Here is a 25,830-nt window from a genome sequence, read left to right as displayed (position 1 = left end):
ATTTACGCATACTTATTTAAGCTCAGTGGTGTTGCTTTGATAATAGTCACACTAACCAAGGATGCTGTTTTTTTCAATACCGAATTTCATCTTTTCTTACTATTTTTCATCAAAAAATCATACATCATTGATTTTAAAGGATTTATTTTACACCTTAACGAAAACAGTTGAACAACATAAATCTCTTATATTAGCCAGCTCAATACCTAATGATTTCCTTAAAACTTGCTCTATCACAAACAGTTACCCAATCACCCCTCAACTATTTAACAACTTTCTCAATAAAAAGACACTCGCTCACCAATGAGACACCCCATTCAAAACTATTATTTTAGTGGGGCAAAAATAGTGATAAATAATGAAACTACATAACAAAGGTAGTACTAAAAAGGTTGTCGATTTCAGTGATGCAGATCTCTATCCGCTAATTGGGAATAGCGCCTGTATCCAAGAGCTTCGTAATGCCATAAAAAAGTATGCTCGATGTGACGCAGAAGTGCTCATCCAGGGAGAGACTGGCGTGGGCAAAGGGTTGTGCGCACGTCTGATCCATCAATTATCTAGCCGAAGCTCATCACCTTTTGTCGAAGTTAACTGTGGAGCCATTCCTAGTGGTCTTATTGCGTCAGAACTGTTCGGCCATGAAAAAGGCGCATTCACAGGAGCCATTTCTGACCGTATTGGCTTCATACAAAAAGCCAACCGAGGCACGCTGTTCCTAGATGAAATTGGAGACATGCCTCCAGACCTACAAATTCACCTACTGCATTTTTTAGAAAGTAAACAGATACATAAAGTCGGTGCAGACAAAATCATCGACGTAGACTGCCGCGTCATTGCGGCCAGTCATGTGGACTTAAAAAGCGAGGTCGTCCAAGGCGAGTTTCGTGAAGACTTATTTTATCGACTTAACATCCTCCCTCTCACCATTCCACCATTAAGAAAGAGAGGCGATGATATTCTCTTACTGTCAACGCACTTTTTAATCGAACTCTCTCATGGTGAAGTCCACGATATGTCTGCGGAAGTAGAAGAAAAGTTATTAAAACATCGCTGGCCCGGCAATGTTCGCGAGCTTCGTAATGTCATTCAACGTGCGATCGTGATGTGTGAAGACAACATATTGCTCGTCGATGATTTAGGTCTGGATAATACTGAAAGGCAGCTCCTGCCCTCGCCCGATCAAATTGATCTCGATTACTTACTGCAAGCCATTGAAGAAAACAAACACAATATGAGTGCGGCAGCACGTCACCTCTGTATATCCAGGACCACCCTTTACCGCTTAATTAAAAAATACAATTTGGATGTTTAGGATCGGTTAAGTGGTTTACAGGTGTAACGTAACACTGTGTAACAGCAAACTCTTCTATTATCATCCACTTAAAATTTTCATATCAAAAATGTCAATTCGTGCCCTTATAAATCAAAAAGTTAAAATGGGCATGCTCTTTGCGTAGTGCTCTTTAGTCATCACACATGACAACAGGAGCAAAAAATGAATATCAACAGGTTTTTATCCAGGATACGGACGACTGCTGTTGCGATATCTTCACTAGCTATCATGTTTTCAATACCAGCTTTTGCTAGATTGGATGGCGCTATATTCACCACGACGCCTGCGGGCGATATCGTCAACGAGAATGTTCGTTATCAATCAAAAGAAGAAGTCTTTTTAGATGGCGGCCCAGGGCCAAATGCGCCTAGAACAGCGGCCGCGTTACCCGCAGGGCATTACTACTTCCAGGTCACCGATCCATCAGGCAAATGTCTGTTATCCAGTATGCCAGATAGCGCTGACACAAACGGCGGTACCTGCTACCAAGATGTAAAAATCAAAGGTAAAAATGCAAAAAATGCCGAAGCGTTTTACGCTGAACCGTTAGCATGTCGCCTTTTCTATTTCGACGGCGAAGGTGGTGTGACCTTCATGCATGACATGGTCACCATCACCCAAGAAGTAAAAGTTCGCGGTAAAATGACAACCCAATCGATAGACATAGCATGTCGACACCAGCTTGGTAGTGAGTATTTGGATATCGACCCGACCGCACTGCCAGATGGTGAAACCATACAGCTATTTCCATTTGCGAATACACCAAACTCCGGCGGTGTCTATAAAGCTTGGGTATCTACAGCTGAGAGTGTAGAAGCTGCGTGTGGAGACTATATAAATAACGAATTAGAAACTGGTGAAAACTGTAATGGCTTCTTCGGTTTCGTACCACGCAATTCGAAAACCGATAACTTTAAAGCGCTAACCAAAGAGCCTCCGGTTAATTTTGATATAGCACTTCGTTCATTTCACGATAAAAACCTTAACTGTGAGTACGACGATGGGGATCAAATCATCCCCAACTGGGAGTTTGGTATTCGCGATTTAAGCATGGAAAATTCGCGTAGTTTAAAATTGACCAATGACGATCCTGAAACACCAGTCACATTCAGTGTTTCAGGTAATGAAGATAAGTCGTGGAGCGTCGACCAATTTATGTGGTGGGCAAACAAAGTCGGCTATACACCAACAAACAAGCCATTTACACACTTTACTACCTTTGCAAATCTGAAAAAATTTGGCCCTACCTTCGATGACGTAGAGGATGAATTGGGTAACCCTCTTATCGGCTTTGCCAATGCACTAGCTTGTAATGACAACATTACTGGTAATGTTCGTCGTTCTGCGGGTGAAGACACAGATGAAGCCAGTGGCGAAGAAGAAAGTGATACAGGGTTTATACCAAGTGCGTGGGCAGAACCAACCTATGATGATGAGCCAGTACTCACCATTCGTTTTGGTTCAATCGGTATTGCTAGTTTAAACGTGTGTAAATCATTCGATGCAAATGGTAACGGTATCCACGACGACGGAGAAGCCCTGATCCCGAATTGGCCAGTGTACCTCCATATTCCAGACAGTGTTCCGGTTCCAAAACCGTTTAACCTAACTTATCCTGCAAATGGAGAGTTCTTACGTATACAAGAACTTCTACTTGAAGCAGGTGTTCTGCCAGTTGGTGAAACTTTAGCCGAAGTCGACGCAGACGGTAATGTACAAAGAGAAACGGGTGCGGATGGATGTGCCACATTCTATGTACTCGTACCTAACGTAAGAGGCGAAGATCCAGCCCCATATACAATCAGTGAGGATGTCGCCAGTCTTACTCCAACATGGACAAATACCAGTGCTTATAACATCACCTTTGATGTTGAGTCAGTGTTAAGTATGGTCAACGGGGCACCTGTGATAGAAGGCGTGGTTCGAAACCGTAGTGATGGTGAAGACGGTAACCATGTCTACTTTAATAACGTGTGTAAAATCACTGTTGATTTTGATACCAAAGGTTATTGGCACAATAAAAATGGTCTCAGTGAACTTACTGAAGCCGATCGAGTTTATGTCAATGGACTAACTTATGATGGTCAACCAGGTCCTTATCAACACCCTAGCGCCTACTTTGGCGCTGGTGATGAACCATTCGACGGTGAATTCATGGACGGCACTGCTGTTGCTGCAGCCTTCTCCGACGGTTCAGTCATATGGGGAGCTGGCACTTGGCAGTCAGAAGTGTCGCACTTCCTAACCGACAACAATGGTAATGCGGATCTTAACGACCATAAAGAACAGTTAGCGCAACAGCTCCTGGCGTTTATCTTTAACACTCGTCATCGCCCTGTTGACTCTGGCTTGAGTCCAGCGACCAAACTTTGGTTCGGCGGTGAATGGGTCTCTGTTCAAGACATTATCGACAGTGCAATTGCTGCATGGCAGGGTTCTGATATTTATCAAATCAATCATATTAAGACCCTATTGGACGGTATGAACAATAATGATGCGGTTGAAGTACCAGTGTCATCACCAGAGGAGTGCCCTGCTGCTTATCAATCCTACTAGTTAACCCCAAACGCGATTTTGCCCCCCTCATCTAAATCGCGTTCAAAAAAAGCTCCGCTAGTTACTAGCGGAGCTTCCTCTTTAAAACAACTCGTTGTTAACCTGAATGCTTCAGGCTATCTAAGTGGCGGATTTAGATTATACGTTCTGGTATGACGCCATCTTTGATCTCGACATCCATGAGAGTACTGTACATACCACAACAAACGAGATTGAAGCTGCTGCAAACGAGATAGCAATTGATGCGGTCATACCCAAAGCAATAAAGCCAATACAGGAAACCAAAGCCACAGACAGCGCATACGGCAACTGGGTGGAAACGTGATCGATGTGATTACAGCGAGCACCGGTGGATGACAAAATCGTCGTATCTGAAATAGGTGAACAGTGGTCGCCAAATACAGAACCTGCCAATACTGCGCTCAACATCGGCAACATAAGAGCAACGTCTGTAGCACCGGCCATGTCACCTGCGATAGGTAGCATGATACCGAAAGTTCCCCAAGACGTACCGGTTGAGAATGCCATTAATCCAGACAGCAAGAAAAGAATCACGGGTAACCAATGCGGATTGATATTACCTTGAGCCAAGGTTGACAGATATGAGCCCGTTTTCATGTCACCAATTACAGAACCTATCGTCCAAGCAAACACGAGGATCAAAATAGCGCCAAACATTGATTTTGCACCAATCCATAGTGTGCGCCCAATTTCGCTCATCGGTATACCCTGTTTAACAACAGTAAATAAACCCACAGCTAGACCGAATAAACTACCGTAAATAAGAGAAGTACCGACATCCGTATTCTCAAATGCGCCAAGCAATGCGAATGATTGACCATCAGCGGCCAAAGCTTGGCCACCGGTGTAAAGCATAGAAGCTACTGTGGCAACAATGAGCGTGACGATTGGAAGTACAAGATCAGAAACTTTGCCCTTTTCACTTTCACGAATATCCAGCTCTTCATTAAGATCATGTGCTTCTTGTGCATCGTTTTCTTTGTCATGATCAAAGCCCCGACCTTGCGAGGCTGAGATTTCATGCTCACGCATCTTACCAATATCTAAACCAAACCACGCGACCGCAAACACCATCAGCAAAGCGAACACGGCGTAAAAGTTCATCGGAATTAAACGAACGTAAGCGCCGAGCGCTGAATACTCAGTGATACCGTGAGAAACCAAAATACCGCCAATGATAGTAATAATGTATGCGCCCCAGCTAGACGCAGGCATGATCACACACATTGGAGCTGCGGTTGAGTCCAAAATGTAGGCGAGCTTGGCACGAGAGACATAGAAACGGTCGGTAACCGGACGAGAGATAGCGCCAACAGCAAGGCTATTAAAGTAGTCATCGACAAAAATGAACACACCTAAACAGGCCGCAAGAAGTTTAGAGCCGCGTTTACTTTTCACTCGAGACTGTGCCCATTCCGCAAACGCACGAGTACCACCGGATAACGTTAGCAAAGCGGTTGTCATTCCCAATAGAATAAGGAATCCAACAATACTCATATTCCAAGTGTTTAAGCCACCATCTTCAATAAAAACAGAAGTAACTTTCGAGCCAACATAACCAGCACTATCACCAATAGACCAGCTGTTAAGCAATATCGCGCCTAGCACAATACCAACGCCTAAAGAAATGAGTACACGTCGAGTTAGAATCGCTAATGTCAGTGCAACTATCGGTGGCAATAACGAAACAGGAGATGTAGAAAAATCGATTAAATTCATGATCTTCAAAAACCAAAGTTTGGCTAGAGATCTACTGCAGACAAGCCACACTGCTTAAAGCCGTATACATAAAGACAGCGTGCTCTGTTGAACATAGCGACAGGGAAGTGAACACTCCACCCAACCCTACAGTAGCGCTCCATAGTTTAAAAATATATATCCAAAAAATGTAACAGTAATCGGCTTGAGGCAGGTTAACTTGGTTTGCAGGCGCGGCAACAACGATGCTCTGAGTTCGAGCCTCAAGTCGTTGAAAGTATGCAAGCCAAGATAACCCAATCAAAACCCTGTATTCTGACTTTTTGGGCATAGCACTATGGCAGTGTTGTTCCTTTCGGAGACAACCCCAGCAAATTGCGTTGATGGGCAATGTGCTTCGGCAACCTTCGCCTTTCACTAATATTCTTTGGCATCACCCCAATAATAGCTACTCTTCGAGATTGCGCCTCTACGGCAATAACAAACAATGAACCGTTAATTACACAAATTAACAACAAATTATCTGCTATGTTGCTTCAGGTGGGCGTCATTGTACTTATCGTGAGTACCAATGCAACATATCAAACCTATTTAGGCGAACAAATGACCACACGACTGCCACCTCCTACTCTCTGTGATATATATTCTCATCTACAGAACAGTTCAATCCTTAGACATCGACTGATAATTTATTTGTATAGGGGGATTAGTGAGTTATTTTCTGTGTACTAAAAGGTAGTTACAATTTTCGCTACTAATCCTCTAACGTTACTCTGTTTAGATTATGCAACTCCGCTATCCAGACTGCACGTCAGATAAATCTTACAATAACGGCAAAAAGTGTTGTTAATACATTCATTACTATCAACGTTCAAAAAAATCATAAATAAAGCGTCTGTTTTCATTTTTGGAAGTATTATACCCAAGTAACCTTTAGATGTTCTCACCAAGAACGAGTTTTATTCGGTCCTATCCTGCGTTACTGATTCACTACGTAGAATGACTATGTCTTCAAATCAGTGCCTTGCCTAAGAAGGAATAAGTTCTCGCTGAGCCAGCACTTTGAGATTACTTGGCATAGATAACACAACTTTTTATGTCTACTTTGGTTGCTTTATAGTTAATTAATATTAATAGCGTCAAAAAATGGCCAAATTTAAACAAAAACATGATTTAGTATTTGCACATAAGCAAAAGATAAAGTTAAATATAAGGACTTTATCTATTTTAATTGGCTTTATCTTGTCGTAACAAAATATGTCACGATATAACGCCAAAAAAACACTCACCTATTAATAGGAATCGTTATGTCTGAGCTGACAAAAACACTTCTAAATATCCGTAGCCTTCGTGCATTTTCTCGTGAGCTAACTCTAGAACAGTTAGAAGAAGCTCTAGATAAACTTACTACTGTAGTAGAAGAACGCAGAGAATCTGAAGAAGCTGAGCGTGCAGCACAAGCAGAGCAAGAAGCGAAGTTGGCCGAAATTGCAGAGAAAATTGCACAAGACGGTATCGACGTTGAAGCGCTTATTAATGCACTGTCTGGCGAAACTAAGACTAAAACAAAATCTAAGCGCGCCCCTCGCCCTGCAAAATACAAGTACACAGATTCAAATGGTCAAGAAAAAACGTGGACAGGCCAAGGCCGCACACCATCTGCAATTCAAGAGCAACTTGATGCAGGTAAATCACTTGACGATTTCCTAATCTAATTAGTGAATTGGTCAGTTATATAAAAAAGGCTCCTTCTGGAGCCTTTTTTATTTGTTTATTGTAACCTCATACCGCCTGAGGTGAATTAACGTTCCCAATACGCTTCTTCTAAACTGTCCTCTCGCTCAGGAAGTCCGCGTGAAAGACGTGGTGAATGTTGAACAAGAACTTCATAGCTTGCTCGGTTAGCGTATTTACACACTTGAGAAAACGATGAGTAAGTTAAATATTCATTATTATGCTTACTTGAGTTTGGCACATTTTCTTTATGGTATTTATTCGCCGCCATGTCGTGAAGAATCGCCGATAACGCAGCATCACCAGCGCCATTGGTATTCTTTATTTTTTCTGGCCCACCCATATACGGTGAAATATGCGAATACACTTTTATTGGTGTTTTACATGCTTCTTTTTTCGCTGGGCGGCTAAATTCATAACGATTGAACTCAGCAATAGAGCCAGGCAATAATGGCAGCGTGGTTTCGCGTTTAGCACTGTCTTCAGTGTAACCCGCCATAAACAACCCAACTGGACCTGCTGTACACAACACCAAGTCAGCCCATTCAAGTGTTTTATCTGATGCTGCCAACGGGTCGGATTCGCCTGTTAACGCCTCAGCTTCGTCTTCGTTCATTGCAACGACAGTCACGTTGTCACGAATAAAATCTTGCCAGTATTGAGGATCGTCCTGAATAACGAACTTGGTACCCAAAGTAAGCACGACGGGCACTTCATACTTTTTCGCATACTCAATCGCTTTCATAGTTGCTTCTGGCATTGGGTCACCACTTTTACAACGCACAAGGTACGATGTCAGTAACAAGGCTGAAGCATTTTTGAAAATTTTCTCAGGAATGCTATCTGGGTGAAGTTGGTTCATTTGCCCTTCGCTAATCGCAAACGTTCTTTCACCGTCTTCAGTAATCAACGCAAAACAACGGCCAATAGCACCATCGACGCCTTGAAGATAGTTCAAATCCATACGGCTTGATGTGTTACACAAATAACGGTAACCGTAACTACCAATTTTTATGTCCTGACTCATGACACCAAGCAATGTAGAACGATCATCCGCGAGGACTGAGTAGTTGTGAAGTGTATTGCCGATCGTACCGCCGGCGTATTCATTGGTAATTAGGTTCTCTTGCTTTAATTGCTGATACAGTTCTTCCGCTTTCTGATCATCAATAACTAGCGAGTGGCCTTTACTCAAACCGTACTTCTCTATCAAATCCGACGTCACTTTTGCTTCGATATCCACTAAAGTTTGGTCAATACCGATGATGTGGGTGCGCGTCATCTTTTTGCTTTCTTGTGCTTGGCTCACCAAAGGGTCACGAGCATGAACAGGAAAGTAGTGCTTCGATTTGCGTTGTCCAGGAAATTTCATATTGTCAGTCTGAGTAAGGGAAAAATTTGGAAAACGGATTCTATACCGCGAATAAAAACCCGGCAATAAGCGCTATTATAGCAAACGTTTGCAGAGCATTTTTTTCTTCAATCCCCTTTATTCACCTTCCATAAAGCTCAATTCTGGAAGTTGATCCAGATGTTCGCTATAACGTTTTAGATTGAACTCTCCTTCGTTTTTCATAATATCGAATATTTCAATCGACATAGCGCAAGCCATCATTGCTACCGCGTCTTCACGGGGCGTACCCATCATCATTAAACGCATAAGGGTTTCTTTTACTTTTAATGGGGTTCCATCTTCTAATTGATTTTCAATGATTTCAATCAGTTCGGCTTCTTGCATAAATTGGTTTGCGTCTGACACTTTGTATTTCCTCTTGGATTTTGGGCAACTATGCCATATATATCCTTTATACCCAACCAGACTGAAGTCGTTTGAGTATACATTTACAAAATCGTTACCTCGTGATTTTGTTGCGAAAAAAGCAACGTAAACGAATTGTGATTTACGTCTCGGATCTGTCACCGGTCTGTGGTTTCTGTTAGAATCTGCGTCCCGTTTATTTTAGTGGTGTTTAGTAATGTCTGATAACAGCCAAAAGAAAGTCATCGTCGGGATGTCCGGCGGCGTTGATTCATCGGTTTCTGCGTATCTTCTCAAACAACAAGGCTACCAAGTAGAAGGCCTGTTCATGAAGAACTGGGAAGAAGATGACAACGAAGAATATTGCACAGCAGCCGAAGATTTAGCCGATGCTCAAGCAGTATGTGACAAACTTGGCATCCATCTACACACCATCAACTTTGCTGCAGAATACTGGGACAACGTATTTGAGTATTTCCTTGCTGAGTACAAAGCAGGCCGTACCCCTAACCCAGACATTCTTTGTAACAAAGAAATTAAGTTTAAAGCGTTCCTTGAATTTGCTGACGAAGTACTGGATGCAGATTACATTGCAATGGGTCACTACGTGCGCCGCTCTTTCCCAGAGAACTCTTTACCTGGTGAAAAACAGGAGAAGCCACAAATGCTACGTGGCCTAGACGGCAACAAAGATCAAAGCTACTTCCTATATACATTAAGCCACGAGCAAGTTGCGCGCAGCCTGTTCCCGGTTGGTGATTTGGAAAAACCAGAAGTACGACGAATCGCGGAAGAGCAAGATTTAATCACCGCGAAAAAGAAAGACTCAACGGGCATCTGTTTTATTGGTGAACGTAAATTCACCGACTTCTTGAGCCGCTACCTACCAGCACAACCAGGTAACATTGAAACCCCTGACGGTGAAGTTATCGGTCAACATCAAGGTCTGATGTACCACACATTAGGTCAACGCAAGGGCTTACACATCGGTGGCCGCAAAGGCGGTGGTGGTAACGAAGAACCGTGGTTTGTCGGTGAAAAAGATCTGAAACGTAATGTTTTAATTGCTGTACAAGGCAAAGATCACCCACTTCTTAAGTCAGAAGGCCTATTTGCTTCACAACTGCACTGGGTGGATCGTGAGCCAATTCGCGATGTTATGAAGTGCACAGTAAAAACTCGTTACCGCCAACAAGATATTCCTTGTACAATCATCCCTGTAGATGATGAGAACATTAAAGTGATCTTTGATGAACCACAAATAGCAGTGACACCTGGTCAATCTGCAGTGTTTTACAAAGACGACGTGTGCCTAGGTGGCGGCATCATCGAACAACGCATTAAATATTCTCAATCTTAGGAGTGATTACGTGGCGAATACACTTTATGACCGTACTATCGCGTTTGCTGGCATCTGCCAAGCAGTTGCTTTGGTGCAACAAGTTGCGCGAAACGGACATTGTGATCAAGATGCCTTTGAAACATCCATTAACGCGATTTTGAGCACAGACCCTGCCAACACAGTTGGCGTATTCGGGCGAGAATCGGATCTAAAACTTGGACTAGAATGCCTAGTAAAAGGCATTGATAGTACGCCATCAGGTAGCGAACTCACTCGTTATATCATTAGCCTGATGGCATTAGAGCGTAAATTGAAGGCACGTAATGACGCCATGTCACAACTTGGTGATCGTATTCAAATGGCACTGCGCCAAACTGAGCACTTTGATTTGCTTGACGACCAAATGATCAGCAATCTAGCCAGTATCTATTTAGATGTGGTTAGCCCTATCGGACCACGTATTCAAGTAACGGGTACACCAGCCGTATTGCAGCAAACATCAACCCAGCACAAAGTACGAGCGCTACTTTTGTCTGGTATTCGCTGTGCAGTACTTTGGCGTCAGGTTGGAGGCAAGCGCCGCCACCTCATTTTCGGACGCAAAAAAATGGTCGAACAGGCTCAAATTCTGTTAGCCCGTATGTAAAAGAAATTATTAGAAGCTCGCGTTTATCGCGAGCTCATTTTTTGATAAAAATAAATCACGCGCAAACGTTTGCGCAATGTTCGTGACAATTGCCACAGTTATTGGTATAACGCTCACGAAATTTAGAAACCCAATTCAGGAGAACATCATGGAACTGTCAGCATTGACTGCTGTTTCACCAGTAGACGGCCGTTACGGAAGTAAGACGATTGCGTTACGCGAAATTTTCAGTGAATACGGTCTACTAAAATACCGTACTATCGTTGAAGTTCGCTGGTTACAAAAGCTAGCCGCTACCGCTGAAATTGTAGAAGTGCCAGCATTCAGCGCAGAAGCTAACCAATTCCTAGACGACCTTGCTGCCAACTTTTCTGAAGAAGATGCGCGCCGAATCAAAGAGATCGAGCGTACAACTAACCACGACGTTAAAGCGGTTGAGTACTTCCTAAAAGAAAAAGTTGCGGACGTTCCTGAACTACACGCGGTAAATGAGTTCTTCCACTTTGCTTGTACTTCTGAAGACATTAACAACACTTCACACGCACTCATGCTTAAAGAAGCGCGTGAAACGGTAATTCTTCCAGAAATTCGCAACCTAATCGACGCGATTAAAGCCCTTGCGGTTGAATACCGTGACATTCCCCTTCTGTCTCGTACACACGGCCAACCAGCTTCTCCATCTACTATGGGTAAAGAGATGGCTAACGTGGCGTACCGTATGGAGCGTCAATACAAGCAGATCGAAAACGTTGAGCTCTTAGCAAAAATCAACGGTGCAGTCGGCAACTACAACGCACACCTATCAGCTTACCCTGAAGTAGATTGGCATCAGTTCTCTGAAGAGTTTATTACTGAATCTCTAGGTGTGACTTGGAACCCATACACAACTCAAATCGAACCACACGATTACATTGCTGAATTGTTCGACGCGGTTGCACGTTTCAACACAATCCTAATCGACTTCGACCGTGACGTTTGGGGTTACATTGCACTAGGCCACTTCAAGCAAAAAACCATTGCTGGTGAGATCGGCTCTTCTACAATGCCGCACAAAGTTAACCCAATCGACTTTGAAAACTCTGAAGGTAACCTGGGTCTTGCAAACGCAGTATTCGGTCACCTAGCGCAAAAACTGCCAATCTCTCGCTGGCAACGTGACCTCACTGACTCAACGGTTCTTCGCAACCTAGGTGTTGGTGTTGGCTACGCGGTGATTGCCTACACTTCTACGCTTAAAGGCATTAGCAAACTCGAAGTAAACCGCGAAGCACTCCTTGCTGAACTCGACAAAAACTGGGAAGTTCTGGCAGAGCCAGTACAAACGGTCATGCGTCGTTACGGCATCGAGAAGCCATACGAGAAGCTAAAAGAGCTAACTCGTGGTAAGCGTGTTGATGGTGAAGCAATGCGTGTATTTATCGATGGTCTTGAGCTTCCTGAGCACGAGAAAGCGCGTCTGAAAGAAATGACACCAGCAAACTACATCGGTCAAGCAATCGAGCTAACTGATAAGCTTTAAGAAGCTAGCTTCTTAGTCATAAAACAATAAAGGTTGATGTGGAAGCATCAACCTTTTTTCTTGGTTTGTATAGTTGGATTTAAAACATTAAGTCTGCTTCTGGAAGAACAGAGTAATTGTGCCCACTTCTACACCGAACTTCTTAATTTTGGTCAAATTAAACAGATGTTTATCATCTTGTCGATATAGCCAATCGTCGAAAGAGACGATGTAGTTAGAGCCATCCACATTTAATTCAAAGTCATATTGCCATTGCAAAGCATTACCGATCTCTTTGCCTGTTGCCAATCCGATAATATCGTCCGCTTCGCCTCGATAACTGCCATCTTCTCGTTTTGTGATAATCCAAGTGCGTTGGTCTAACTCTCCATCATCAAAGACAAAATCTTCGACCAGAGTCAGTTTGTTTCCATCAATTGTACCTGATATATCAACTTCAAAGCGCCGCATTTGCTTGCCGGTGTAATCCTGAATCATTCCCCACGCTTTCACGTTTCCATCGAAATAGCCAAATAAATCGAATTTAGGTGTCGCAGTCTGATAATCTTGAATATCACTGGAGCATCCCCCCAACACAAACGTGATACAAACAACAACCGATACAACGAATTTGCGCAACTCTCTCATTATCTCACCTGCCCTATTAATTGCTTTCTAAGCAAAGGATATTCTGTTCTGGGTGATAGCCAAATTGATAAAAATGCGTCATTCATCGACTCATCTGACACAACCCCTCGCTTGTAATATGTTGCATCGTTGGCTTGACGATAGATAAGCTGCCCCGTTTTACCATCGGTTAAATAGGTCAGTTCATCCCCTTTGCGAACGTCAACAAACATCTTGTTAAGTTCAGATATCCAGTTGCTTCGGCTAACTTGATCAAAACCCAGCTTTTGCCACTGCTCTTCCGTTACCTCAAGCAACTGCTGTTTGCTGATGTCTCTTTGATAGCGAATCTCTAAGGCGAATGGGTGTGGAGAGACATCATCACTCACCATGTATTGACCGTTGGGTGACTTCAATCGAGACGAGTAAACATCAAATATGAACCAGGTTAACTGAGCTTCTCCGACAGTTTTCCAATCACGCCACCTCTGACTGTCATTGTGCATGGCAGCATCTTTAGCCTCGTTGTTAGAGACATTTTGCGCGTAAACTGGAAGGCAACTCATCGCGATGACCGCTAGCGACCAATTAATCAGAATGTGTCGTAACGCTTTTATCCGGAATTCCATTTTCATATACCTTTCGCACCAAGATGATCACCATCACCCACTCGATAAATAAAAAACCGAGTGACTCAAGGTGACCATACCCAAGCTCAACAGCGCCGAGTTTATATCCTGCAAAATAGCTACCAGCACCAGCTAAGCCTCCTATTACTGATACGTAACGTAAAGGGTAACGAATCAAAATCGACTTAAGTTGATAGGCATACCATGCAAACACAAACCATAAGTACGCAAGCCATATAGGTAGCCATTCAGAATGAAAAACGAGCAGATTGAAGTATTGATTCAGCGTATCCAAAACGATACCAGTCAGCGTTACGGCCAATATATACTTCAGCGCGTAACGCTCACTTGTCAGACAGTAGCTAAACGTTAACGCCACAAAAATAGTCGTGAGCCATTGCCAGTTTTCTTTCCCTAAAACAGCGCAAAACCAAAATAGCTGAAACCAAGTAGATGCTACGATTATTTTTAACATAGTGTCATCGTCGTCCCGAATAGAGGGAACCCGTTATGGACGCTGGAACGTCATGTGTACGGCACTGATGGTTCGTGCTAAAAAACCACCTTCGCAATAACTCAAATAAAAACGCCACATTCTTATAAACCTTTCATCATATCCGAACGAACGTACTTCAGATTGAGAGAGATTAAACCTACGATGCCATTCATTCAGTGTTTGCGCATAATCCAAACCAATGTCGAATAAGTCCCGTACCACCAGATCGCTGTGCTTGGTGGTCGCTTGGGCAAGTGACGTGACCGATGGTAGAAAACCGCCTGGGAATATATATTTTTGAATAAAGTCAACATTATTGCTGTAGTACTCGTAACGCTGATCGGCAATCGTTATGGCTTGAATCGCCATTAACCCACCAGGTTTCAATAACGATTCACATTGTTTAATGTAAGAAGGCAAAAACGCTTTCCCAACCGCTTCAATCATTTCAATGGAAACTAATTTGTCGTAAGTGCCCGAAAGATCGCGGTAATCATCTTTCAGTAAAGTGATCTTGTTGGTCAACCCGCGTTCTTCAATCTGCTTCTGTGCGTAGGCATGTTGCTCGTCGGATATCGTGGTCGTCGTCACGTGACAACCATACTGCTCAGCCATATAAATCGCCATGGCTCCCCAACCAGTCCCTATTTCAATCACATGGTCTGAAGACTTAAGCTCCAACTGCTCACAAAGACGTTGCATTTTATTAATTTGCGCCTGCTCTAAGGAATCACCTTCTCGCTTATACAGAGCTGAAGAGTAGAGCATATTTTTATCAAGAAAAGTTCTATAAAGGTCATTGCCTAAATCGTAATGCGCGTGAATATTCTTACGCGAGTTCTCTTGAGAGTTACGATTACTCCAATGAGAAACTTTATATAATAGCCGAGTTAGCCAACTCCCTTTTTCTTCAAGCCGGTCCAATGCTCGCATATTAACAGCCATAAGTTTCATCAACGCAGTTAAGTCCGGACTGTCCCACCAGCCATCCATATAAGCTTCACCAGCAGCGATACTACCTCCCTGCAAAACTCTAGAATAGAACCCCGGGTGTTTCACCTCTATCGTTGCGGAAACAGATTGACCATGATATTCACCGTTAGAAGACATGAACCGTTCACTTCTTTCTGCTGCGTCCGTTTTAAAACTCTCAATAACGGTTAAACAGCCAACGTCCATGTTTTGGAGACATTGAAAAATAACCCCGCGTGCCGCTTTTTGAGTGGTTGTAAGTTTAAGTGGCAAAGGCATAGAAGTAGTGTTTAACATGCGGAATTCTCCTTTTGCTTTTTATTTTTTCTTATCTGTTTTGAGGCTATCGGCTTTGTGCTCTTCTACGTCCGAAGATTTGGGGTGAGAATAAAAAGGTGCACCTTTTATCCAGAGTTTTAGCGCATGCCAGTAAATACCAACCATTACTTTTACTGTTTGAATCGGTGTGCCGATCAAACAACGTAAAAGACTTCGACTACAAAACGCTTTCGCTTTCATGGTCATCGTTGCATCAAAGTGCTTTTCATCCTTGTGACACTCAAGGTGGATATTTAACTTTTCTGTCAAAGGCTTAATACGCCAGTGATAACGTTGATCAATCGGATTAAAAGGTGATACGTGAAACGCCTTGTCTTGCTCCCACCCTGCGTGTTCATCGTCTTTGTTTGCAGAAACAACATAATAATGGCGCTCGTTCCAAGGTGTATTACTCACTTCAGCAAGCATATACATCCATTCACCCTGTTGGTTATAGACGTAATAAAAATTAACTGGGCTAAAATAAAGCCCTAAATAACGCAAGTGACAAACAGCAATCACTTTTCCCGTGCATTGTTTGCCCGTCAGCTCAGCTACTTTGGCTTGAACCGCTTCTTTCAAACCGCCTTCTCCAAGGTAATCACTACGTTTAAATCTCGCCCAGTGCCACCAACGTGTCCCAAATCCCCAGACGCGTTGTTCCAACTCTTCAAGCTCGTCGGTGTCAATTGCCGGCATAAACAAAGCGTAATTCAACTCGTGAGTTACTGGGGTAAAACGTCTATGACGGACATTACCGACAAACAAGCGACTGTTCATTAGGCTATCCATCTACGCCGCGCCTTGTTGAAGCACATGATCATACGTATGTTCTTGGTATTTGTTTGCGATGCCCTTGACTACATCAAGCGCACTTCGTACCCCGTCTTCATGGAAACCGTTATACCAATAGGCCCCACAAAACCATGTGTTGGCAATGCCTTGAATGTTCCCTTTTCTTTGCTGTGCAGCAATAGAGGCAGTGGTAAACACTGGATGATGATAAGTAAATTTTCTGAGTATTTTACTCGCGTCAATTTGCTCACTGCTATTGAGTGTCACGCAGAACGTATCTGATGATTCAATATGCTGGAGGATATTCATGTTATACGTCAGCGATGGAAGGCGCTGCTGTTCACCTTCGCGTCCATCCAAGCGATAGTTCCATGATGCCCATGCGGCTTTTCGCTGGGGTAGCAAGCGGGTATCCGTATGTAAGACAACTTCATTGGCCTGATACGCCATATTGCCCAGAATACCGAACTCGTCTTCACTGGCATCATCAAGCAACATCAACACTTGATCACTATGACACGCAAAAATGACATCATCGAACCATTCAGACTGCTGGTTCACATATACTTCAACCCCCTGTTCATGCCTCACGACTTTGTTGACAGGACTGTTCAAACGAATGTTATCGACATACCCCGCAGTTAAAGGTCCAATATATGAGCGCGAGCCACCTTTGATGACATACCACTGAGGTCGGTTTGTCACATCAAGCAAGCCATGATTGAGGAAAAACCTTAGGAAGAACATCAACGGAAAAGCACGCATGTCGGCCAACGTCGATGACCAAATTGCCGCCCCCATAGGGAGGATATAATTGTCGGAAAAGTACTGGCTAAAGCCATGTTCATCAAGAAAATCACCCAGCGTCTGGACACTAGAATGCTCTTGTGCCGCAAACGACTTTGCCAACTTATTGAAGCGCAGAATTTCGAAAATAAAACCGTAAAAGCTTGGGTTAAACCAGTTTCGTTTTTGCGCAAAAAGTGTAGTGACGGTATGCCCGTTGTATTCGAGCCCATTACTATCATTGCGAACACTGAAACTCATTTCGGTAGGCGTACCTTCAACGCCAATCTCATTCATCATGTTAATGAAGTTGGGATAGGTACGGTCGTTGTAAACAATAAAACCGGTATCAATTGCATACTCTCGCCCATCAAGGTTTACGTCGACGGTCGCAGTATGACCACCAATATAATCATTCGCTTCAAATAGTGTGACATCGTGTTGCTTGTGCAGATAGTAACCACAAGTGAGCCCTGATATTCCGGTTCCAATTATGGCGATTTTCTTTCTTCCTGACGTTTTCATTATCTGTCCTTCTTAAGAAACGAGCTTCTCAGCGAGTTTTGCCTGCCATCCGTATGGTAATAGTGACAACAGGCGAAGCATGCCCGTAAACCGTGCTGGAAAATAAATATGACTCTTGTTTGTGGTGAGCTGTCTTCTGATCGACTCAGAAGCTTGCTTGGCTGAGATGATCATCGGCATCTCAAATGTATTCTTGTCAGTGAGTGGCGTTTCTACAAAGCCCGGAAACACAGTCACGACTTTGATGCCTTTCTTTTTTAGATCAATGGCAAGCGTTCTGGCAAAGTAGCTTACCGCAGCTTTAGATGCGCCATACGCTTCTGCTCTCGGCAACGCAACTTCTGAAGCGATTGAGCCAACGATGACGACTTTATGTCCGCGCACAAAGTAGTGCTGACACGCCTCAATACAGTTGGCGACACCGATCACGTTGACATCCATGATGCGAGCCATCAACTTCGCATCAACAATCCCGTCATCCATATATTCACAGCCACCCGCGTTAAATATCCATGTGTCTGGAACAGACTTAAGTGAAGCCAATGCTTGTAGGGTGTCTTCGTATTGGGTGACATCGAACCGCAGTGTTTCAATATTGGGTGACGCTGAAGCCAGCTCTGAAAGCACGGACTGATTCCGTCCGCAAGCAATAACGTGCCAACCTGAGTCAGCATAATCACGAGCTAACTGCCTGCCTATGCCAGAAGTGGCACCCGTAATGAGAACCGAATGACTCATTGCCCTAGCCTCTTTTTGATCGTTTTAACAATGGAACCCAACACAGGTAAGTGTTCGTAAAGCATTTCACCGAGATCAAAGTAATCACGATGATAGATAACCTGTCCCTGTGAAAACTTAAGGTGGGAAACGCCATTCACGGCAATAGGTGACCCTTTTTGCAACTTTGGATGTTGTAAAAACATTGTCCAAGTAAGAAAACCTACATCGCCTACTTGTTGATGATCGTGGATGTCAAAATCGCAACTGATTACGTTGGCATACAATGATTGAAAGTAATCGGAGAGTTCTGGTAATCCCTCAAGCCGATGAGCTGCATCTTCAAATACCACATCTGGGTGATAGACATCATTGAGCAAGTGCAGATTCGACCTATTGAGTTTCTGATAGATATCGCCAACAGATTGTATGTCCATTCCTTTGCTCCTACATCTTAAAAATTGTGCACAAATCCAATAAACTTGTACAAAATATTTATACGTACAAGATAGACTAAACGCTTCTAGTTGTACAAAAAAATATTTGTATAACTTTATTTCTAAACCTTGATACGTATAAAAGTTGCTAGGCGATCAGTGGACCAAAAAAAAAGACTTGGTAAAAACCAAGTCTTTTCAGAGAGCTATTTGATTAGAATTGCTGATTGCGTAGTGCCGCGATGCGTTTATCTAATGGCGGGTGACTCATTAGTAGCTCGCTCAGCGATTTCTTACCATTAATCCCAAATGCCATCATCGTGCCATCAAGCTGAGACTCGTGGCTCATTTTCAGGCGCTCCAATGCTGCAATCATTTTCTCTTTGCCAACAAGTTGAGCAGCTCCCGCGTCAGCGTGGAACTCTCGATGACGGCTGTACCACATCGTGATAAAGCTGGCCAGGAAACCAAACACCAATTCAAGTACCATCGATACACCAAAGTACACCATCATATTAGTACCTTGTCCTTCTTCATCATCGTTTGAAGAGACAATATTGGCGATAAAACGCGACAAGAAGATAACGAAGGTATTCACCACCCCCTGCATCAAGGTCATTGTCACCATGTCACCGTTGGAAATATGGCTGACCTCATGAGCAAGGACGGCTTCTGCCTCATCTCGGGTCATGTTGTGCAGCAAACCGGTTGATACTGCTACTAGAGAGTCATTACGCTTGGCCCCTGTTGCAAACGCATTGATATCCGGTGAGTCATAAATAGCAACGGTCGGCATTCCGATACCTGCCTGTTGAGCTTGGCGACTTACCGTTTGTAGCAACCAATGTTCAGTTTCGTTACGTGGGTTCTCAATGACCATACCACCAACCGAACGCAACGCCATTCCTTTCGACATCATTAAGGAAATCAGAGCCCCGCCAAAGCCAAATACCGCAGCTAAGACAAGTAAACCAGACAAGCTGCCTGGTTGCATTCCAGTGGTAGCATAAACAATATTGAGAACAATACTAAGCACTAGCATAACCGCTAGGTTAGTGACGAGGAATAACATGATTCGCTTCATTGCTTTCTCCCAAAAAAGAAGCTTATTGTTGTAAAAGCCGAACCTTAACGGGTTCCACTTCGATAGATATAGTTTATATAGGTTAAAAACAAGGTTAAGTATTAAATTGCAACATTTGTTGTCTGGATTACCTAATGAGGTAAAGATCACAGCTCAATAATTAATCAAATTACCCATATTTTAAATTCATTGAAAAACAGCGCCTTATACCTCGATTAGACTTTGGTCTTATTGTCGTCACAATGAAACATGGTAGATTGCCAAGCATACGAACAAAACAGAGTAACTCAAAGTGTTTTAAACGATGAGCTTAATCTTCTGCTTTCAAACAAGTGCTTCTCGTCACCTGTTTCAAGAGCACTGTTTAATTTTAAGTAAACTGTTTAAGCAAAGCGCTGAAAATATAACAAGGGTTACTACACAGCATCCATGTCTTGAGGGAATAATCATGGTAGAAACTAACGACTATCAAATGGCTATTGATTTACTGCGTTGTCATCTTGGAATCTCAGAAGATGAAGCGAAACAACAACTCGGTATTTCAACCGATAACATGTCAAAACGTGTTGCTGAAACTCAGCAAGCCTTGATGGGTCTAAGCCAAGATAAATAAAGAAAGGGTGAATGACATCGCCTCTAAAAGCACCTCACTCTTTTAGTATGAAAAAAGGCTGCAATTGCAGCCTTTTTCTATTTTATTTGTTCCTCAGAACAACGCGTACTTCGTTTAAGCTGAGGCGCTACTTTGCGTTGAGCAGTGGTTCAACATTAATGTACTTGCCCAAATTTACACGCTTCGCACTTGGGATATAAGGAATCTCGCCCAACTTAGGTGTGTCTAAGCGAGTTTCCAATATCTGAATGATCTCGGCATAATGCTCGGTACCTGGGTTTACTCGATTTGCCACCCATCCCACAAGATTCAAACCGTCAGAACGGATTATTTCTGCAGTTAACATGGCATGACTTAAACAACCGAGTTTAATCCCCACAACCAACACAACGGGCAGTTGCTCCTGTTTCACCCAAGTAGAAAGGCTATCCGTGTCTGAGACCGGAACACGCCAACCACCAGCGCCTTCAACTAAAACGGTATCTGCCTGCTCTTTGTGCTGAGCCAGTTTTTCACTCAATAAGCCGTAGTTGATTTCGACATGTTCATGCTTTGCAGCAATATGAGGCGAGGTCGGTAACTCCAAAGCGTATGGGTTAACATCGTCATACGCCACTTTTAGCGTCGCCGCTTTTTGTAAATGCAGCGCATCTGAGTTACGCCAACCCTCTTGCGACTTTTCGCTTCCAGCGGCCACAGGCTTATAACCAATGGTATTTAACCCTTTCTCAGCAAGCGCCTGTAAAATAGCTTTAGACGCAACTGTTTTCCCTACATCAGTATCCGTACCAGCAATAAAAAATGCATCAATCATCGATGTATTACTCCAAAACAAACCTGATAACTTGCAGGTAAAAGACCTTTATTGTTTCTATGTGCTTGGTACTCACGCTCGACTTTCAACAAACTTCGGCGGCTTGTTAAGCCTTGTGAGCGTCCGCTTACGTGATTCGCCCCAATACCTTTGAGGTCACGCATAACAGAAAATGCAGAATCGTACCAAACCGTAATTGCGGTCGAGTCTAGTTGATGGTTATGGCATTGTGATTGCGCTAACGCAATTTTTACCTGATTGAGGGTGATAAAGTTATTGACGTGTTGATATGCATCAATTTTTTTCCACGCTTGGCGTAGTTCATTCAGCGAGCCATCCACAAGCGTAGCAAAGCACCCACGCCCTTCTTTTTTTAACACTCGACGTATTTCTCTCAGCGGGAAACTCAAATCCGTACACCACTGTAGCGCCAAGCTTGAATACACATAATCAAAACTTGCATCGTCAAAAGGTAAGTTCTCTGCATCCGCAAGAACATAACGCATTCGTTCTTTTCCACAGCGCTGAACCGCCTTATCCAACATCGCTTGAGAAATATCGCCACACACAACTTCTGCGCCACGCTCTTTGAGTTGCAAGGAAAAGTAGCCGGTGCCACATCCTAAATCTAGGACTCGCTTTCCAGTTAAATTATCAGGTAACTTTGCTAATAAACGCCTACCAACATCTCTTTGGAATGCCGCGTGTTTATCATACGTCTCAGCCGCTTTTCCAAACGACGCTGCAATGGCATCCTTACTTTGAATTGAACTGGTCAATGCCAACTGTTTCGCATTCTCCATCACCGTGTTCCTAATGCTTGCTTCAATACGAGTGAAAGCGTTTTAATTTGCGTTTTACTATGACTTGCGGTCAGCGTTAGTCGCAGTCGAGATGTGCCTTTTGGCACAGTAGGGGGACGAATCGCCGTTACCCAAATCCCATTTTGGCGACACGCATTCGCCACGCTCACTGCGTTTTCTGATTCTCCAATAACAAATGGTTTTATTGGTGTCACCGTATCGATAAAACCGTCTATATCGTGTAAACAGTCCCGGTAGTATTCGGTTAGCTCTGCCAACTTTTCACGTCGCCAATTTTGTTCTTGAACCATTGAAACGGCATGAGTGAGCGCGTATGCCTGAGCCGGAGGCATAGCCGTCGAATACACGTGGTGTCGCGCGAATTGAGTTAAAAAGTCACCCGTCGCTTGATCACATAGAATAGCAGCGCCAGACATACCAAAAGCCTTACCAAAGGTCACCACTAAAATCTCGGGGGTAATATTCGCGTGCATACAGGAACCACCACCATGCTCCCCAAGCACACCCATACCATGTGCATCATCGACCGCTAACCAAGAATCACGCGACGTGGTCACCGCCGAAATATCAGCAACGGGGGCGCAATCGCCATCCATGCTGAATACGCCTTCCGTCACGACTAGATGGTTACACTTCTCAGATAAAAGTGTTTTAAGATGTTCAACATCATTGTGTTTAAAACGTTTCATTTTCGCTGGCGATAATGCACCAGCTTCCATCAAAGATGCATGGTTTAGTCGGTCCTGGATGAGAACATCTGATTTCTCTAACAGCGTAAAAAGCAGCGCTTGATTCGCACTGAATCCAGAACCAAACAAGATTGCTCGTTCATAACCCAACCATTCGGTCAGTGCAGCCTCAAGGTTGCTGTGTGCAGCACTAAAGCCTGTCACAATCGGTGAGGCGCCACTTCCACTGCCGTATACATTTAAACCTTGCTGCCAGGCGCGTACTAAAGCCTGATCGTTGGCTAAGCCTAAATAATCGTTGCTTGAGAAATTGATGTAACGCCTGCCATCGTGTTCCAAAATCGATTGGTTACCTGAAAACACGACATTCAACGACCGATTCAACCCCTGCTCTTTTCGCGTAGCAAGGGCTGAAGCAATACGATGTTTAAACGCTGGCATCGTAGAAGATATCGTCTTTTGTCGGACGAGCCGCCACACGCTCTACGACGCGGTCGAGCAATTCGTTTTCTTCGATTTCATCCGGTTTTTGGGACACCTCTTGACGGTTAATACCGAGTTTTTCAAACAGCATCATGTCTTTATCTTCAGAAGGGTTTGGTGTCGTAAGAAGTTTACAACCGTAGAAGACAGAGTTTGCACCCGCCATAAAGCACAATGCTTGCATCTGTTCGTTCATGTTCTCACGGCCTGCGGATAGGCGAACTGCAGATTGAGGCATCATGATGCGGGCAATCGCTATCAGGCGAATGAAGTCAAACGGCTCAACATCGTCCACTTTTTCCAGTGGCGTGCCCTTTACTTTCACTAACATGTTGATTGGTACACTTTCTGGGTGAGTTGGCAGATTCGCAAGTTCAACCAGCAGACCTGCACGATCGTTCGCACTCTCTCCCATTCCGATGATACCACCAGAGCAAATCTTCATGCCTGCATCTCGAACGTGAGAAAGCGTGTCTAGACGATCTTGGTAGGTACGCGTAGTAATGATATTGCCGTAGAACTCAGGTGAAGTGTCGAGGTTATGGTTGTAGTAGTCCAAGCCCGCATGCGCCAACTGTTTGGCTTGATCTGGCGTTAGCATACCCAGCGTCATACAGGTTTCTAGCCCCATATCTTTAACGCCTTTGATCATATCCGTCAGATGTGGCATATCACGTTCTTTCGGGTTCTTCCATGCTGCCCCCATACAGAATCGAGTTGATCCAGCATTCTTTGCTTTTTGGGCCGCGTCAAGTACACGCTCAACCTCCATCAAACGCTCTTTTTCAATATCGGTTGTGTACCGGGCGCTTTGCGGACAGTATTTGCAGTCTTCTGGGCACGCCCCTGTCTTAATGGATAACAGAGTACTTACTTGAACATGATTGGTTTGTTGATATTGACGGTGAACAAGCTGAGCCTCAAATAGAAGATCCATAAATGGTTTTTCCATTAGCTCGCGCACTTCATCATGCGTCCAGTTATGACGAACTTCCACGTGTATTCCTTTCGTTACTTTTTTGTTTTGTTGACAGTCTACTGAGTATCGATAGACTGTCAACAAAACAAAAATAAACAAAGTTTACATCTGATTATTTATTGAACTGCAATTTTATGGAATCGCATATGGATCTCGCCTTCGATCGCCAGCATATATGGCATCCTTACACTTCTACACTGACACCTCTGACCTGCTATCCTGTCGCCTCCGCACGTGGTGTACACATTACACTGGAAGATGGAACCGAACTGGTTGATGGCATGTCTTCTTGGTGGTCAACCATTCATGGCTACAATCATCCTCATCTAAACCAAGCGGCACATCACCAAATAGACCAAGTGTCGCATGTCATGTTTGGTGGCATCACTCACCAACCAGCCATCAACGTCTGTAAAAAACTACTGTCTCTTGCGCCGAACCGTTTAGAACATGTGTTTCTTGCTGACTCCGGCTCAGTCGCCGTTGAAGTGAGCCTGAAAATGGCACTACAATACTGGCACGCTAAAGGAGAACGTAGACCAAAATTCCTCACTTTGCGACACGGCTATCATGGCGATACCTTTGCTGCGATGTCGGTGACCGACCCAGAGAACTCCATGCACTCTCTCTACAAAGGCTTCTTGCCTGAACATATTTTTGCGGAATCACCAACGTGTGGTTACTGGGATGATTGGAAGCCAGAAGACCTAGCTGACTTCGAACAAAAAATGGCGCTGCATCACCAAGAACTTGCCGCAGTGATCCTTGAACCTATCGTGCAAGGTGCTGGAGGAATGCGAATTTACCACCCTGAGTTTCTGAACGGGGTTCGCAAGCTTTGCGATCAGTATGGTCTACTACTGATTGCTGATGAAATCGCAACTGGCTTTGGTCGTACCGGTAAATTGTTTGCTTGTGAGCACGCGGATATTCAGCCAGACATTCTATGTGTTGGTAAAGCGCTCACCGGCGGTTATATGACCCTGTCAGCGACACTCACGAGTAAACACGTCGCTGATACCGTTTGCGGAGGTGAAGCTGGCTGCTTTATGCACGGCCCCACCTTTATGGGCAACCCGTTAGCCTGTGCCGTTGCAACGGCAAGTTTAGAATTAATCGAACAAGGCGAATGGCAACAGCAAACCAAACAAATCGAGACACTCTTTTCTGAATTGCTGCCAAAGCTAGAAGAATACGACTTGGTGAAAAATACTCGTTGGTTGGGCGCAATTGGAGTGGTAGAAACGCATCGCCCTGTAAATATGGAAGTCATCCAAGCCCTATTTGTTGAACAAGGCGTGTGGATTCGTCCATTTGGAAAGCTGATTTACATGATGCCGCCGTTTATTAGCGAACCAAAAGATATTGAGAAGCTGGTTAATGCAATTGAAGCCGCGCTTCAATGTGAAGACTGCTTTATATAACTCACGTCCAGCAGACAACGATTAAAAA

General features: G+C 43.9%; 23 protein-coding genes, 1 pseudogene and 1 riboswitch. Of the genes and pseudogenes, 8 read left to right on the top strand and 16 right to left on the bottom strand.

What is annotated here, in order from left to right:
• Positions 1 to 358 precede the first annotated feature (358 nt).
• On the top strand, positions 359 to 1,315 hold the full coding sequence (locus ONE56_RS05410) for a sigma-54 interaction domain-containing protein (RefSeq protein ID WP_423840362.1): 957 nt from the start codon (positions 359 to 361) through the stop codon (positions 1,313 to 1,315).
• Between the two features lie 183 nt (positions 1,316 to 1,498).
• On the top strand, positions 1,499 to 3,892 hold the full coding sequence (locus tag ONE56_RS05405; RefSeq protein WP_423840361.1) for a hypothetical protein: 2,394 nt from the start codon (positions 1,499 to 1,501) through the stop codon (positions 3,890 to 3,892).
• A gap of 138 nt (positions 3,893 to 4,030) precedes the next feature.
• Here ONE56_RS05405 and tet(35) read toward each other — a convergent pair whose 3' ends face one another.
• Positions 4,031 to 5,632 (bottom strand): tetracycline efflux Na+/H+ antiporter family transporter Tet(35), encoded by a 1,602-nt coding sequence (tet(35), locus tag ONE56_RS05400; protein WP_041156599.1) that lies wholly within the window; start codon positions 5,630 to 5,632, stop codon positions 4,031 to 4,033.
• 301 nt (positions 5,633 to 5,933) lie between these two features.
• Positions 5,934 to 6,091, bottom strand: a riboswitch (Lysine riboswitch).
• Positions 6,092 to 6,918: 827 nt separating this feature from the next.
• Here tet(35) and ONE56_RS05395 point away from each other — a divergent pair.
• A complete protein-coding gene (locus ONE56_RS05395) occupies positions 6,919 to 7,326 on the top strand; it encodes a DNA-binding protein H-NS (RefSeq protein ID WP_041156601.1) in 408 nt (135 codons plus the stop codon).
• Positions 7,327 to 7,412: 86 nt separating this feature from the next.
• On the opposite strand, the gene ONE56_RS05390 is transcribed toward ONE56_RS05395, so the two are convergent.
• Both ONE56_RS05390 and ONE56_RS05385 read right to left on the bottom strand, forming a co-directional pair.
• Positions 7,413 to 8,717: an inosine/guanosine kinase gene (locus tag ONE56_RS05390; RefSeq protein ID WP_041156602.1), complete on the bottom strand. Its 1,305-nt coding sequence runs from the start codon at positions 8,715 to 8,717 to the stop codon at positions 7,413 to 7,415.
• Between the two features lie 117 nt (positions 8,718 to 8,834).
• The gene (locus ONE56_RS05385; RefSeq protein ID WP_331438006.1) at positions 8,835 to 9,104 is read right to left on the bottom strand and encodes a hypothetical protein; all 270 of its coding nucleotides are present in this window, start codon (positions 9,102 to 9,104) and stop codon (positions 8,835 to 8,837) included.
• A 217-nt stretch (positions 9,105 to 9,321) separates the two neighbouring features.
• On the opposite strand from ONE56_RS05385, the gene mnmA reads away from it, so the two are divergent.
• The 3 genes from mnmA (at position 9,322) to purB (ending at position 12,611) form a co-directional block, all read left to right on the top strand.
• The gene (mnmA, locus tag ONE56_RS05380) at positions 9,322 to 10,464 is read left to right on the top strand and encodes a tRNA 2-thiouridine(34) synthase MnmA (protein WP_041156603.1); all 1,143 of its coding nucleotides are present in this window, start codon (positions 9,322 to 9,324) and stop codon (positions 10,462 to 10,464) included.
• 10 nt (positions 10,465 to 10,474) lie between these two features.
• Positions 10,475 to 11,092, top strand: a complete 618-nt coding sequence (hflD, locus tag ONE56_RS05375; protein ID WP_331438007.1) for a high frequency lysogenization protein HflD — start codon at positions 10,475 to 10,477, stop codon at positions 11,090 to 11,092.
• Between the two features lie 148 nt (positions 11,093 to 11,240).
• The gene (purB, locus tag ONE56_RS05370; RefSeq protein ID WP_041156605.1) at positions 11,241 to 12,611 is read left to right on the top strand and encodes an adenylosuccinate lyase; all 1,371 of its coding nucleotides are present in this window, start codon (positions 11,241 to 11,243) and stop codon (positions 12,609 to 12,611) included.
• A gap of 87 nt (positions 12,612 to 12,698) precedes the next feature.
• Here purB and ONE56_RS05365 read toward each other — a convergent pair whose 3' ends face one another.
• The 9 genes and pseudogenes from ONE56_RS05365 to htpX all read right to left on the bottom strand — a co-directional run bounded on the left by ONE56_RS05365 (position 12,699) and on the right by htpX (position 19,976).
• Positions 12,699 to 13,238, bottom strand: coding sequence for a DUF3833 domain-containing protein (locus tag ONE56_RS05365; RefSeq protein WP_423840360.1), 540 nt, complete (start codon positions 13,236 to 13,238; stop codon positions 12,699 to 12,701).
• Positions 13,238 to 13,846, bottom strand: coding sequence for a chalcone isomerase family protein (locus tag ONE56_RS05360; RefSeq protein ID WP_052481556.1), 609 nt, complete (start codon positions 13,844 to 13,846; stop codon positions 13,238 to 13,240). The genes ONE56_RS05365 and ONE56_RS05360 overlap by 1 nt, the downstream gene beginning before the upstream one ends.
• A complete protein-coding gene (locus ONE56_RS05355) occupies positions 13,806 to 14,321 on the bottom strand; it encodes a DUF2878 domain-containing protein (protein ID WP_041156607.1) in 516 nt (171 codons plus the stop codon). Before ONE56_RS05355 ends, ONE56_RS05360 begins: the two co-directional genes overlap by 41 nt.
• A gap of 33 nt (positions 14,322 to 14,354) precedes the next feature.
• Positions 14,355 to 15,611, bottom strand: a complete 1,257-nt coding sequence (locus ONE56_RS05350; protein WP_415679457.1) for a class I SAM-dependent methyltransferase — start codon at positions 15,609 to 15,611, stop codon at positions 14,355 to 14,357.
• A pseudogene (locus ONE56_RS05345) lies at positions 15,605 to 16,424 on the bottom strand (DUF1365 domain-containing protein). Before ONE56_RS05345 ends, ONE56_RS05350 begins: the two are co-directional and overlap by 7 nt.
• On the bottom strand, positions 16,425 to 17,738 hold the full coding sequence (locus ONE56_RS05340) for an NAD(P)/FAD-dependent oxidoreductase (RefSeq protein ID WP_423840359.1): 1,314 nt from the start codon (positions 17,736 to 17,738) through the stop codon (positions 16,425 to 16,427). It lies immediately after the preceding pseudogene.
• Positions 17,739 to 17,750: 12 nt separating this feature from the next.
• Positions 17,751 to 18,476, bottom strand: coding sequence for an SDR family oxidoreductase (locus tag ONE56_RS05335; protein ID WP_423840358.1), 726 nt, complete (start codon positions 18,474 to 18,476; stop codon positions 17,751 to 17,753).
• Entirely contained in the window at positions 18,473 to 18,892 is a 420-nt protein-coding gene (locus ONE56_RS05330) for a nuclear transport factor 2 family protein (protein ID WP_041156611.1), read from the bottom strand. Before ONE56_RS05330 ends, ONE56_RS05335 begins: the two co-directional genes overlap by 4 nt.
• A 214-nt stretch (positions 18,893 to 19,106) precedes the next feature.
• A complete protein-coding gene (gene htpX, locus ONE56_RS05325; protein WP_423840357.1) occupies positions 19,107 to 19,976 on the bottom strand; it encodes a protease HtpX in 870 nt (289 codons plus the stop codon).
• 448 nt (positions 19,977 to 20,424) lie between these two features.
• On the opposite strand from htpX, the gene ONE56_RS05320 reads away from it, so the two are divergent.
• Positions 20,425 to 20,589, top strand: coding sequence for a hypothetical protein (locus tag ONE56_RS05320; RefSeq protein WP_128814712.1), 165 nt, complete (start codon positions 20,425 to 20,427; stop codon positions 20,587 to 20,589).
• 127 nt (positions 20,590 to 20,716) lie between these two features.
• Here the strand turns inward: ONE56_RS05320 and bioD are convergent, their stop codons facing one another.
• Genes bioD through bioB form a run of 4 tightly spaced genes read right to left on the bottom strand, consistent with a single transcriptional unit; the run spans position 20,717 to position 24,396 of the window.
• Positions 20,717 to 21,403 carry a dethiobiotin synthase gene (bioD, locus tag ONE56_RS05315; RefSeq protein WP_041156613.1) on the bottom strand — a complete coding sequence of 229 codons (687 nt, stop codon included), beginning with the start codon at positions 21,401 to 21,403 and terminating at the stop codon, positions 20,717 to 20,719.
• A complete protein-coding gene (gene bioC, locus ONE56_RS05310) occupies positions 21,400 to 22,206 on the bottom strand; it encodes a malonyl-ACP O-methyltransferase BioC (RefSeq protein WP_331438012.1) in 807 nt (268 codons plus the stop codon). The genes bioD and bioC overlap by 4 nt, the downstream gene beginning before the upstream one ends.
• Positions 22,206 to 23,357: an 8-amino-7-oxononanoate synthase gene (bioF, locus tag ONE56_RS05305; protein WP_423840356.1), complete on the bottom strand. Its 1,152-nt coding sequence runs from the start codon at positions 23,355 to 23,357 to the stop codon at positions 22,206 to 22,208. The genes bioC and bioF overlap by 1 nt, the downstream gene beginning before the upstream one ends.
• Positions 23,344 to 24,396, bottom strand: coding sequence for a biotin synthase BioB (gene bioB / locus ONE56_RS05300; protein ID WP_041156615.1), 1,053 nt, complete (start codon positions 24,394 to 24,396; stop codon positions 23,344 to 23,346). Before bioB ends, bioF begins: the two co-directional genes overlap by 14 nt.
• 128 nt (positions 24,397 to 24,524) lie before the next feature.
• Between bioB and bioA the strand changes: the two genes are divergently transcribed.
• On the top strand, positions 24,525 to 25,802 hold the full coding sequence (bioA, locus tag ONE56_RS05295) for an adenosylmethionine--8-amino-7-oxononanoate transaminase (protein WP_423840355.1): 1,278 nt from the start codon (positions 24,525 to 24,527) through the stop codon (positions 25,800 to 25,802).
• The last annotated feature ends 28 nt before the right edge of the window (positions 25,803 to 25,830 follow it).

It is taken from the genome of Vibrio mytili, from assembly GCF_049563345.1.
Lineage (GTDB): Bacteria > Pseudomonadota > Gammaproteobacteria > Enterobacterales > Vibrionaceae > Vibrio > Vibrio mytili.
The sequence above is the reverse complement of the archived record's forward strand: the minus strand, read 5'-3'. Positions and strand labels throughout refer to the sequence as shown.